Source organism: Propionicimonas sp. (assembly GCF_034927565.1).
GTDB lineage: Bacteria > Actinomycetota > Actinomycetes > Propionibacteriales > Propionibacteriaceae > Propionicimonas.
Map to the genome: position 1 here is coordinate 1 of NZ_JAYFPT010000100.1, position 12,104 is coordinate 12,104.

Sequence of the window (12,104 nt, forward strand, 5' to 3'; positions counted from 1 at the left end):
TCCGGGGCGTGGAGGTGCGGCAGGTCTCGCCCCGGCGGAACAACGCGGATCCTGCCGAGCAGGACGAGCCGAGATCCGGTGGTGGCTCCGGAAGGAGGGTGGTGACAGACGTGGCTGCTCGAAGCACACCGCGCCGGCCCGTGGTGGCTGCGGAGGGAGGGTGGTGACAGGGCGCGGCCGTGCCAGGATCTGGGGACGGTTCCGCAAGCCGGGGGACGGTTCCGGGTCGCAGGCGGTGGTGGGACGGGATGGCCTCTCGGGAGGGCGGCACCTCTCCCTGCTCCGCCGCCCGGGAGATATGTCGCTTTTCTGCAGGTCGATGGTGTCACGGGGCCGGATCAGTCCAGATGCGGGCATCGACCTGCAGAAAGACGACAGGCTGAAGGGCGGTTGTCTACCGCTGGCCCGGGAGTCCGCCGGACCCGGTGACAAGGAACGGCCGAGCCAGAGCAGGTCCGACCGCGTCCGGCGGCTGGCGGGAACCAGAACCCGGGGATTGGTGGGAACCAGAGCCCGGGGATTGGCGGGAGCCGGTGGGTGGCGGTGTTGGAACGGCCCGGGTCCGACCGCGTCCGGCGACTGGTGGGAACCAGAGCCCGGGGATTGGCGGGGGCCGGTGGTTGGCGGTGTCGGAACGGCCCGGGACCGGCCGCGTCCGGCGGCTGGCGGGAACCAGAGCCCGGGGATTGGCGGGGGCCGGTGGCTGGCGGTGTCGGAACGGCCCGGGACCGGCCGCGTCCGGCGACTGGCGTGGGCGGGCGTTGTCGGAGGGCCTTTGTAGGGTGTCTGGGTGCCTGTGATTGAAGCCCGTGAACTCACCAAGGTCTACGGCGAGGTGCGGGCCGTGGACCAGATCTCTTTCGAGGTCGCTCCAGGGGAGTCCTTCGGGTTGCTCGGGCCGAACGGCGCCGGCAAGTCGACCTCCATGCGGATGATCGGCGGCACCAGCCTGCGCACCTCGGGCACCCTGCTGGTCAACGGGCTCGACCCCGAGGTGAACGGGCCCGAGGTGCGGGCCAGCCTCGGTGTGGTTCCCCAGGAGGACAACCTCGACACCGAGTTGCGGGCCCGGGACAACCTGATCATGTACGGCCGCTACTTCGGACTGCCCTACTCCTACCTGCGCCCGAAGGCCGACGAACTGCTGGAATTCGCCCAGCTCACCGAGAAGGCCACCACCAAGGTCGACAACCTCTCCGGCGGCATGAAGCGGCGCCTCACCATCGCCCGCGCGCTGGTCAACGAACCCCGCATCCTGCTGCTGGACGAACCCACCACCGGCCTCGACCCGCAGGCCCGGCACATCCTGTGGGACCGGCTGTTCCGGCTCAAGGAGCAGGGTGTCACGCTGATCGTGACCACTCACTTCATGGACGAGGCTGAACAACTCTGCGACCGGCTGATCGTGATGGACCACGGCAGGATCGTCGCCGAGGGCAGCCCTGCCGCGCTGATCCGGCAGTACTCCACCCGCGAGGTGCTCGAGCTGCGGTTCGGCTCGGACCGCAACGCCGTCCTGGTCGGTGAGCTGGCCGACATCGGACGCCTGGAAGTACTGCCCGACCGGGTACTGGTCTACACCGAGGACGGGGAGTCCGCCCTGGAGCGGGTCCGCGAGCGCGGACTGACCCCGCTCACCTCGCTGGTGCGCCGCTCCTCCCTGGAGGACGTCTTCCTCCGGCTGACCGGACGGAGTCTCATTGACTGACCTGATCGACTCCAACGCCCTGGCCTGCTCCGGCCGGGCGCTGCCCGCGGACCTGCAGGCGCGCAACGTCCGCCGCTGGGGCTGGTGGTACCAGGCCGAGTGGCGGCTGCAGAATATGCGCGCCTACTGGTCGGCGATGCTCGGCGCCAGCGTGCTCACCCCGCTGGTCTACGTGCTCGCGATGGGACTGGGCCTGGGCACCCTGGTGGACGCTTCGGCCGGCGGGGTGGACGGCGTGCCCTATCTGACCTTCGTCGGGCCGGGGCTGCTGATCAGCACGGTGGTGATGTCGGCGGTCGAGGAAATGACCTACCCGGTGATGGAGGGGTTCAAGTGGCGCAAGCTCTACTGGGCCCGCGCCACCAGCCCGGGCAGTGCCACCCAGGTGGCGCTGGGGGAACTGACCGCCGTCACCATCCGGCTGCTGGCCCAGGGGCTGGCGTTCTGGCTGGTGCTGCTGGCCTTCGGAGTGGCCGGTCCCGGCTCCTGGCCGATGGTGGTCGTCGGTGCCCTGGCCGGGATGGCGTTCGGCGCCCCGGTGATGGCCTTCGCGGCCACCCGGGAGGACGAGGGCAACAGCTTCTCGCTGATCCAGCGGTTCGTCGTGATGCCGATGTTCCTGTTCGCCGGCACCTTCTTCCCCCTCGACTCGATGCCGTGGTACCTGCAGTGGATCGGCTGGATCTCGCCGATGTGGCACGGCAACCAGGTTGCCCGGGTCTTCGCCTACGGTCTGCCGCTGCCGGCCTGGCAGATTGCCGGGCACGTGGCCTTCCTCGCGGTGCTGTGCGCGGCCGGGGCTGCGCTCGGCGTCCGCACCTTCGTGCGGAGGTTGGGACGATGAGCGCCGACGTCGTGGACGGAGAACTCGCCCGGCCGGGCGGCCTGCGCGGCTGGCTGGCGTCCAACTCGTCCGGACACGGCTGGGCGGTGGTCGAGCGCGGCTTCGCGGTGATCCGCAACCAGAACTGGGTGATCATCGTCTCCGGCTTCTTCGAGCCGGTGCTCTACCTGCTTGCCATGGGGTGGGGTCTGGGGCAGCTGATCGGCGACGTGCCGGGACCGGGCGGGAAGATGATCCCCTACCCGGCGTTCATCGCACCCGCGCTGCTGGCCACCTCCGCCATGAACGGCGCGATCTACGACTCCACCTGGAATGTCTTCTTCAAGCTGAAGTTCGGCAGGATCTACGAGGCGATGCTGAACACCTCACTCGGCCCGCTCGACGTCGCCTTCGGCGAGATCTTCATGGCACTGTTCCGCGGCGGGCTGTACGCGCTCGGGTTCACCATCGTGATCACGATCCTGGGGCTGGCCACCTCGTGGTGGGCGCTGGCGATGATCCCGGTGGCGCTGCTGATCGCGCTGGGTTTCGCCGCCCTCGGGATGGCGATCACCAGCTACTTCACCAGCTTCCAGCAGATGGACTGGATCAACATCGCGCTGCTGCCGATGTTCATGCTCTCGTCCACGCTCTTCCCGATCGCGGTGTTCCCGCAGGGGGTGCAGTGGTTCATCATGGCGCTGCCGCTGTGGCACGGGGTGGAGTTGATGCGGCAGCTGTCGATCGGGCATTTCGAGGCCTCCACCTGGTTGCACCTCGGCTACTTCCTGGTGATGTCGGTGGCGGGGATCGCGTTCACCACCCGGCGGCTGCGGGCGCTCTTCCTGCGCTGACCCGCTTCCTGCGCTGACTCGCAGGTCTGGCGGGGTTCAGGCTGAGGCCCCGGGAGGGTGCCTGCCCACGACGGGTTCCCACCAGCGGTAAGAGGACGGTGCTCCGCCCACGACGGGGTCCACCCGTCCCTCACGGTTCGCGATGGACGCTCAGCCCGGCGCCGACGCTGCCGGTGCCCGCCGCGATACCGTCTGGGCATGGTTCTGGTGGGGTACGAGGAGCGGCGGGCGCGCGTCGTCGAAACCGGGCGCGCCCGGATCGCGGTGTCCATCCACCTGCTGCTCGGCACGCTGATACTGCTGGGTTCGCTGCTCGCGCTGCTGATCGGCGAGTACCGCAGTCCGGTGGCGGTCGTCATCGGCGCCACCCTGGGCTTCATCGCCACCACCGGCGCCGTCGCGATGCCCTGGGATCGTCTTCCCCGCAGCCTGACCGCCGTGCTCGCCATCCTCGACATCGTCGCCATCGGCTTCTTGCGTGTCGGGGCGCCGGTCTCCGGGTTCGGTTTGCTGTGGGTCATCCCCGTGATGTGGATGGCATGGTCGTTCGGGCTGGCCGTCGGCATCCCGACCGCCCTGGTGGCCAGCGCTTCCTACGTGGCGATCAACCTCATCGACCCCGAACAGCAGCCCAATCTGTCGCTGCTGATGTTCCCGCTGCTGTTGGCCGGGACCACGGCCGTCTCGCATGTGATGGCCCGCCGCGCCGAGGCACAGCGGGACCTGCTCCAGCGGCAGTCCCTGGCGTTGCGGCGCACTGCCGAGCGTGCCCGTCAGCAGGAGCAACTGGTCACCGACGTCCTGGACGCCGTGGACTTCGGCGTGCTGCGGCTGGGTGCCGACGGGAGCATCGACGTGGCCAACCAGGCCTTCACCCGGTTTCAGCGGCTTCACGACGACCTCGGTGGCGCCACCTACGCGGCGGACGGACTCACACCGGTCCCGGCAACCTACCATCCACTCGCTCGCGCGCAGCGGGGGGAGGTGTTCGACGCCGAGCTGTTCTGGCTGGGTTCGCCTGGTGAGGACCGGCGCTCGTTCAAGGTGTCCGCCCGGCGGCTCCACGACACCCGGGGGGGCGAGGTTGGAACCATCTTCGTAGTGGAGGACGTGACGGCCGAGCAGCTTGCGCTGCGGGCCCGCGAGGACCTGATCGCGTCGGTGTCACACGAACTGCGCACCCCGCTGACCTCCATTCTCGGCTACCTCGATCTGGTTCTGGAGGACGAGACGCTGGACACCGCCACCCGGCGTCGTCTGGAGATCGCCCAGCACGGTGCCGATCGCCTGCTCGAACTCGTCGCCGACATCCTTGCCGCCGCGGCCGAGTCGCGTGACGGGGTGGCGCTCACGATCGATCCGGCCAGGGTCGAACTGGGCGAGGTGGTGCGGGCCGCCGTTGAGGCCGCCCTGCCGCGGGCAACCGAACGGCAGATGACCATCGACACCACCGGCGTCGAGCGGGCCGAGGCGTGGGCTGATGCCCACCGGATGCGCCAGGTGGTCGACAACCTGCTGTCGAATGCGATCAAGTACGCCGCCGAGGGTGGCATGATCTGGGTCGGCTGCACCAGCGACGGCCTGCACAGCTGGATCGCCGTCCGAGACGACGGCCCGGGGATCTCGCAGGATGAACTGCCTCGATTGTTCGACCGTTACTTCCGCAGCGACGCGGTGCGCAAGACCGCCACGCACGGCAACGGACTGGGACTGGCGATCAGCCGCGACATCGTCCGGGCCCATGGCGGCGAGATCACGGCTCGCAGCGTCCTTGGTGAGGGTGCAACCTTCCTGGTACGGCTACCCGAGCACAACCCGAAGGGGGAAAGCCGATGATGGTGGATCAGGTCACGATGAGCCTGGTGACAGCAGTGGTGGTGATCGTGGCAGGAGTGCTGTTCCTGATCGAGACCATCGTTCACCAGGCCAGCCCGGCTGCCCGCATCTGGACGGCGGCCTTCCTGGCGGGAATCCTGACGTCGTTCTGCTACCTGGTGTGGGCGCTCGACGTCCCCGGGGCGTGGGTCGCTACCAGCATTGGCAACGCCGCCTTCGTCTTGTCGATGGGCAGCCTGTGGCTCGGCTGCCGCCGGTTCAACGAGCACCCGGTGCGGCTGTCGGGCATCGTGGTGGGTGCGGCCGTCGCGGCCACGGCACTGGCGGCGCTCCTGGCCGGTCCGGGAGGCGGAGACTGGGCCGGTGCGGCAGTGATGTTCTGGTCTATCGGCATCCTGGCGGCACTGGGCACCGTCGAGTCCCGCCGCGGCGTGCTCGGGAAGCAGTCGCTCGCCGCAGCGATCACGGTGGTGCTCGGCCTGGCAGCGGTCTACTACCTGGCACGGGCCGTGGTCTTCCTGGCCGCCGGCCCCGGTTCGGTCCTGTTCGAGCGCTGGTTCGACACCGCCAACACCTCCATCCTGACGATCGTGCTCACTGTCGCGGCGGTGGTGGCCATGTCCGTCCTGCGGGCCACGGAGTCCACCCTGCGGGGGCGGGGCGGGACGACCACCCTGGACGTGGACGCCGACGGCTTGCTCGACGCCCGCTCCTTCGCCGTGGTGCTGGCGAGCGCGGTCGCGCGCAGCGAGCGCGCCGGGGACCGGTTGGCCGTGATCGCCCTGCGGATGGACGAACTGCCACAGATCACGACCGCGTTCGGGGCCCACGAGGCCTCGGAACTGCTGAAGGCGTGGCGGACCAGCCTGCTGCATGGCGCGCCACCACTGGGGCTGGTGGGGGAAGAAGGGCCGGCCGGCCTGATGCTTGCGGTGCCGGTCACCTCGGCGTCGGACGCCCGCTCCCTGGCAGTGCGGCTGCAGCAACGGGTGATCGACGAGGTGGGGTCGATCGGCGCCACCGTCACTCCGGTGATCGGCGTGGGGGTGGCCGTGACCGATGTGGTGGGTTATGCGGCCTCCGCCCTCATCGACGTCTCCAACGAGGCGGCGCGACACTCGGCCGAGAGCCCGGACGCGGCCGTCGTCCTGGCTTCCTGATGGGCAGGGAGAACCGCCTTCCCGCCCACGGTGGGTCATGTCCTGCTCGCCAGGTGTCCTGGCGGGGGCTGTTCCGGTGCGGTGCAGGGGCGCCTCACGCGTCACATGCACCACATCAGTCCCCCAGGTAGCCAGCATGCCTCCCCATCCAGGGGTGGCCTGGATCAACGGCGGCGTGCTGCTGGCCGTGGTCGAGCCTGTCTCCCCGTCCAGGGGTGGCCTGCTGCCCGACGGCCAGTGATGGGGAGACAGGCTCTCGTCACGAACGAACTGGTGCGGCAGGAACCGTCCTGGATGTCAGCGGCCCAGGGTCACCCAGCGGCCGGGACTACCGGGCGGTGAGCCGGTAGCCCACCCCGCGGACGGTCTCGATCCACTGCGGCGCGGTTGCCGACTCGCCCAGCTTGCGGCGCAGGTTGGCCATGTGCACCTCGATGGCCCGCAGGTCGTTCTCGGAGACGTACGCCTCCAGTCCGTGCACGCGCTCGCCCCGCAGCATCAGGGCGAGTTCGGCCTTGCTGACCACCCGGCGTCCGGCGCCCAGCAACTCGACAAGGATGTCGAACTCGCTGGGAGTGAGGTCGAGGTCGCGGCCGTCCACCGTGGCCAGGTGCATCTCGGGCTGGGCGCGCAGGCCCTTGTGCTCCAGCCAGCCGGTGGCTGCGGCGTCGGAGGAGGGCGCGGGGTCGGAGGCCGGCGTGGGCTGGGAGGCGACCAGCCGCGGTCGCCGTAGCATCGCCTCCACCCGGGCCCGCAACTCGCGGGGACGGAACGGTTTGGTCAGGTAGTCGTCGGCACCGGACTGCAACCCCTGGAGGGTGTCGATCTCGTCCGTTCGTGCGGTCAGCATGACGATGTAGGTCGGGCTGATGGCCCGGATCCGCTTGGCGACCTCGAAGCCGTCCATGCCCGGCATGGAGACGTCCAGGGTGGTCACAACCGGATTGTGCTGGCGGACCAGGTCGATGCCCGGGAGGCCCGCGGCAGCGGTGTGTACCTCGAAGCCGGCCTGTTCGAGGACATCGGCGACCAGCGACCTGATGTCGGCGTCGTCCTCGATGACAACGGCGATGCGCTCGTCCACGGCGTTCTCCCCTGACGTTCTCGCCCGCTCGAAGGGTGGGGTGGTGACGTCGGTGATGATATCCCAGAACACCGTGCGAAACCCCTCGCCAGGGGCCGGAGGCGGAACCAGCGCGGCTGTCATGCATCGTCCTCCTGTGTCGGGTCGGCTGCCGATGTGGCGTCAGCAGCGGCGGTGCTCTCGGCAGCGGCTGCCGGGCTGGCGTCCGCGGACGGCAGCGGGCTGGCCTGCGGTGTCGCAGTGGCGGTCGGTGTCGACTCGGCCGCCGGAACCGTGGCGTCCGTCGTCGACTCGGCCGCCGAGTTGGCCGGGTCAGTGGTGGCTGCGGCCGGCTGGGAAGCTGCTGCGGCCACGCGCAGCGCGCTGCTGCAGGGCAGCAGGTACCGGCCACCGGCCGGGGTGTAGGACACCAGCGTCCTGATCTTGACGGGCCGCCCGTCCGCGACGAACCGGGTGTTCTGGCCGACCCGGCCGCGCAGCGTGTACACGGTGCCCTGCGAGCTGGCGACCTCGACACCCCCGCTCCAGGTGAGCTGACGGTCGGTGAGCCCGGCCGGGCACAGGTAGTCACCGAGGTCGACGGTGATCTCCCAGGGGACGTTCCAGTGGCTGGTGCTCGTCACCTGCAGATCGAGAGCGGCGTACCACTGGCTGGAGCTCCCGTTCAGGCTCAGCGCGGAGGAGAACGTGGTCGGGTCCACCGGTGGCGTCGGGACGTTGTTCACGCAGAAGCCGAAGCTGTTCAGGGTCGCACCGGGCTGCAGGGTGCGCAGCTGGCCGGTGCCGCGGATCGTCCACAGGTGGGTGGTGGAGTCGTAGGAGACCGTCTCCCAGTTCCATGCCGAGCTGAACGCCCCGGATGCGGTCGGGTCGAATTCCCACAGCGGCACGTAGGAGGTGTTGAAGGTCAGGGTCCAGTCGATGGCAGTGCTGGAGGTGTTGGTGACGGAGAAGCTGTGGCAGAACGCAAGGCTGTTGTTGTCGAAGTTCGTCGTCGCGGACGAGTACTGGTACGTGAGCCGGTTGTCGAGGCTGACCGGGTCGAGGGCGGAGGAGACTGTCGGCCCGCTGTCGCCGTCGCTACTGCTGCCGCTGTCGATGCTGCCGGCGGCCATCGCGATCGCGTAGTCGCCGGCAGCGCCGGCGAGGCTGGCCCCCAGATGCTGGGGCGAGGAGAGGACGACGGCGAAGTGGTCGACCGCGGCGGCGCGCGGCCGCGCGGTCCCGGCCTGGTCGGCCAGGGCGGACAGGTCGAGGGTGACGGTCGCGGCGGCGGTCCCGCCGGTGGCGGCGCCGACCCGGACGGGGGCGGAACTGTCCAGCGAGATCGTCCCGGCGTAGTCGAGGCTGGTCCCGTCGCTGGAGCTGGACAGCGAGGCGAGCACCCGGGTGCCGACCAGGTCTGCGGGCGCCAGCTCGTCCGAGGTCACCTCGACCACCAGCTGGGTGAGATAGGAGACACCGTCCACCGTGGCGGAGCTGGTGCTGCCGCGCAGGGAGGTGTCGGGATCGACGAGCGCGCCGGTGAAGGCGGCGAGGCTGCCGCGCACCTCGCCCAGGCTGCCGGTGAAGGTCGCTGCCAGGTCGTCGCCGGTGATCGACAAGGCGATCGAGCCGATCTGGTCGAACGCGACCGTCCCGCAGGCGTCGCGCAGGGCACTGCTGCCGACAGTGACGGCGGTGGCGGCCTTCGTCACGGCGGTGGAGACCTGGCAGCTGCCGTCATCGCCCTGGTCGATGGTGAGTTTGACCAGGTCGTCGGCGAGGAAGCTCTGACCCGGGTCAGTGGTAATGGTGACGCTGTCGGCCGTCCAGTCCGCGCCGGACCGGACAGGTGCCCAGTCGAGGGTGGCGCCCGTGATGCGCTGGGTTTCCGCTGTTGCCGTCCCGAGTTCTGCCGGCAGGGCACCGCCGAGGGTCGCCGCCGACGAGGTGACCACCCCGGCGAGTGCGAGCACACCGAGCCCGGCCACGGCCAGCGTGGCGAGGCGACGCGGGTTACGCATCCGGGCCCTCCTCCGGGGTGGTGGCGGGTGCGTCCGCCGGATCGGGCCGGGACGGCCACAGCAGCATGGTGACCAGGGCACCGATGACGATCGCGATCAGGAATGGGAAGACGGTGGGACTCCACAGCAGGCCCACCCCCGGAAGCTGCAGCACAGCCCGTCCGGTGATGTCGGACGGGGTGAAGGTCCACGGGTCGGCGGCGGCATTGTTGTCGCCACGGGTGGTGACGGTGCCGCCGTCCGCCTCGACGATGCGGTGGATGACCCGCCCGCCCGCACCGGGCTGGCCGTCGGGGACGACATAGGAGACAACCTCGCCCACGGCGTAGCCGGGTTGCCGGACAGTCAGGACGAGGTCACCGGTGTGATAGGTCGGCTCCATCGAGTGGCCGGAGACGATGGTCAGGCCGAGCGTGCCGCCCCACGGTGCGGGCCAGAGGACGACAACGGCGACCGCGAGCAGGAGCCACGCGAGCACCGTACGCACCACGCGCCCGGCCCGGCGAGGCCGGGCCGCCGCCACGCTCCCTCCCAACGTGGCGGCGGCAGCCCCGGCGTCCTCGGTGATCGCAGGCGCCGGAACCGCGGCCAGGACTACCCCTCCCGTGGCCATGGCTCCCCCCAAGAATCGTGCTGAACGAACCGGTCTCAGGCGATGCTGATGCTGGTCCCGTTGATCACCACGGCGAGGCCTTCGACCTCGGCGGCCGGAATCGCCGTCGACGTCGCGCTCCAGGTGGTGCCGCCGTCGGTGCTGGTGAACTCACCGAGTGCGTCCCCGTCGGCGTCGGTGACGGTCAACCTGACCTGCGCGTTCGCCGGGATGGACTCGGTCTTCTCGTGGGCCGCGACCGTGACGCCGTTGACGACGTAGGCCTTGGCGGTCTTGTTGTAGGTGGTGCCCCAAGAGACGTCGACGCCCTTGGTCAGTGGCGAGGAGACACCGGCAGTGTCTCCTCCGAGCTGTGCCCGGTAGACCCCACCCAGGGTGGCGGCCGAGGCGCTCAGCGCGCCGGCGACTACCACGCCGGCCAGGACGGCGACGATGCTCTTCTTCTGGAACTTCATGATGGACGAACCCCCGATTCGTGATGGATGAGCTTGCTGTGATCCGGTTGGATCACCCCTCGCCAGAGAATCTAGGGTTCCGGTCTCAAGCGACCCTCAGGTCTGCCCTAAGGCCGCCTCAGGGTTGGCTGAGGATCTCTCGGAACCGGGTTCTGGGTGCCGAGCAGTGGGTGCGCGGATGAGGTGCGGGTTGAGGTCGTGAGCCGGCAGCAGCGCACCGAACAGGCCGGGGCGCAACGGCAGGAACTGGCCCCCCGGGGGTGCGACAAGCGGTCTGCCCGGAGAGGAAGACGGCCCGCCCCGGTGAGCTGGCCCCGGGGTGCGGCAAGCGGCCGGAGCCCGGGGGCTGGCCGCCGGCCTCCGGGGGAGTCGGCCGGTGGGCTAGTGAGGCCCGCAGGACTCCAGGCGATGGTCCTCGAACGGCGGCGTGGCTGCCGGTGGGTCCCGAACGGCGGGCCCTTTAGGCGGTGCTCGGACCCTCCCAGAGGTTGATCCCGGCGTCGACGGCGTGGGCGTCGATGGCGGCCAGTTCCTCGGCGGTGAAGTCGAGGTTGGTCAGGGCGCCCAGGCTGTTCTCCAACTGGGCAACCGACGAGGCACCGACCAGGGCAGAGGTCACCCGGGGATCCCGCAGCACCCAGGCGATCGCCAGCTGGGCCAGGGACTGCCCCCGTCCGGTGGCGAGCTGGTTGAGCGCCCGGATGTGGCCGAGGGTCTGCTCGGTGAGGAAGTCGGTCGACAGCGACTTGTGCTGAGCTGCGCGGGAGTCGGCGGGCACGCCGGCCAGGTACTTGTCGGTCAGCATCCCCTGCGCCAGCGGCGAGAACGCGATCACGCCCATACCGGCCTCGGCGGTCGCATCCAGCAGCCCGCCCTCGACCCAGCGGTTGAGCAACGAGTAGGACGGCTGGTGGATCACCAGCGGCAGCCTCAGGTCGGCTGCGATCGTCGCCGCCTCGCGGGTGCGCTCGGCGGAGTAGGACGAGATGCCGACGTAGCGGGCCTTGCCCTGCCGCACCGCGGTGTCGAGCGCGCCGAGGGTCTCCTCCAGCGGCGTGGTCGGGTCGTAGTGGTGGTGGTAGAAGAGGTCGACGTAGTCCAGCCCCATCCGCTCCAGCGACTGGTCCAGCGAGCTGAGCAGGTACTTGCGCGATCCGAGATCGCCGTAGGGGCCGGGCCACATGTCCCAGCCGGCCTTGGTCGAGATCACGAGTTCGTCGCGGTAGGGACGCAACGACTCCCGGAAGTGCCGGCCGAAGTTGGTCTCGGCGCTGCCGTAGGGCGGGCCGTAGTTGTTGGCCAGGTCGAAGTGGGTGACGCCGAGGTCGAAGGCCCGCCGCAGGATGTTCCGCTGCCGCTCGAACGGCACGTCGTCGCCGAAGTTGTGCCACAGCCCCAGCGAGACCGCCGGCAACTTCAGCCCGCTGCGCCCCAGGGCGCGGTACGGCATCCGTCCGTCGTAGCGGGCGGGATCGGCGTGGAACTGGTCGAGAATCGGCATCGGCTTCCCCTTCGTGGTTGATCCGAGCCTATCCGGCGGAGCCGGTGGTGACGGGATCTGGCAC

General features: G+C 70.0%; 10 protein-coding genes. 5 read left to right on the forward strand and 5 right to left on the reverse strand.

What is annotated here, in order from left to right:
- The first annotated feature begins 790 nt into the window (after nt 1-790).
- From VB080_RS14100 to VB080_RS14120, 5 genes are all read left to right on the forward strand, one after another.
- Nucleotides 791-1,708: an ABC transporter ATP-binding protein gene (locus VB080_RS14100; protein WP_323419092.1), complete on the forward strand. Its 918-nt coding sequence runs from the start codon at nt 791-793 to the stop codon at nt 1,706-1,708.
- On the forward strand, nt 1,701-2,552 hold the full coding sequence (locus VB080_RS14105; RefSeq protein ID WP_323419093.1) for an ABC transporter permease: 852 nt from the start codon (nt 1,701-1,703) through the stop codon (nt 2,550-2,552). Before VB080_RS14100 ends, VB080_RS14105 begins: the two co-directional genes overlap by 8 nt.
- The gene (locus tag VB080_RS14110; RefSeq protein WP_323419094.1) at nt 2,549-3,385 is read left to right on the forward strand and encodes an ABC transporter permease; all 837 of its coding nucleotides are present in this window, start codon (nt 2,549-2,551) and stop codon (nt 3,383-3,385) included. The genes VB080_RS14105 and VB080_RS14110 overlap by 4 nt, the downstream gene beginning before the upstream one ends.
- Before the next feature lie 198 nt (nt 3,386-3,583).
- On the forward strand, nt 3,584-5,221 hold the full coding sequence (locus VB080_RS14115; RefSeq protein ID WP_323419095.1) for a sensor histidine kinase: 1,638 nt from the start codon (nt 3,584-3,586) through the stop codon (nt 5,219-5,221).
- Entirely contained in the window at nt 5,218-6,381 is a 1,164-nt protein-coding gene (locus VB080_RS14120; RefSeq protein WP_323419096.1) for a hypothetical protein, read from the forward strand. The genes VB080_RS14115 and VB080_RS14120 overlap by 4 nt, the downstream gene beginning before the upstream one ends.
- A 328-nt stretch (nt 6,382-6,709) precedes the next feature.
- Here VB080_RS14120 and VB080_RS14125 read toward each other — a convergent pair whose 3' ends face one another.
- The 5 genes from VB080_RS14125 to mgrA form a co-directional block, all read right to left on the reverse strand.
- A complete protein-coding gene (locus VB080_RS14125; protein WP_323419097.1) occupies nt 6,710-7,588 on the reverse strand; it encodes a response regulator transcription factor in 879 nt (292 codons plus the stop codon).
- Nucleotides 7,585-9,471, reverse strand: a complete 1,887-nt coding sequence (locus VB080_RS14130) for a hypothetical protein (RefSeq protein ID WP_323419098.1) — start codon at nt 9,469-9,471, stop codon at nt 7,585-7,587. The genes VB080_RS14125 and VB080_RS14130 overlap by 4 nt, the downstream gene beginning before the upstream one ends.
- Nucleotides 9,464-10,084: a signal peptidase I gene (locus VB080_RS14135; protein ID WP_323419099.1), complete on the reverse strand. Its 621-nt coding sequence runs from the start codon at nt 10,082-10,084 to the stop codon at nt 9,464-9,466. Before VB080_RS14135 ends, VB080_RS14130 begins: the two co-directional genes overlap by 8 nt.
- A 35-nt stretch (nt 10,085-10,119) precedes the next feature.
- Complete coding sequence (locus tag VB080_RS14140) at nt 10,120-10,539, reverse strand: hypothetical protein (protein WP_323419100.1); 420 nt, start codon at nt 10,537-10,539, stop codon at nt 10,120-10,122.
- A 460-nt stretch (nt 10,540-10,999) separates the two neighbouring features.
- Complete coding sequence (gene mgrA, locus VB080_RS14145; protein WP_323419101.1) at nt 11,000-12,040, reverse strand: L-glyceraldehyde 3-phosphate reductase; 1,041 nt, start codon at nt 12,038-12,040, stop codon at nt 11,000-11,002.
- Nucleotides 12,041-12,104 lie beyond the last annotated feature (64 nt).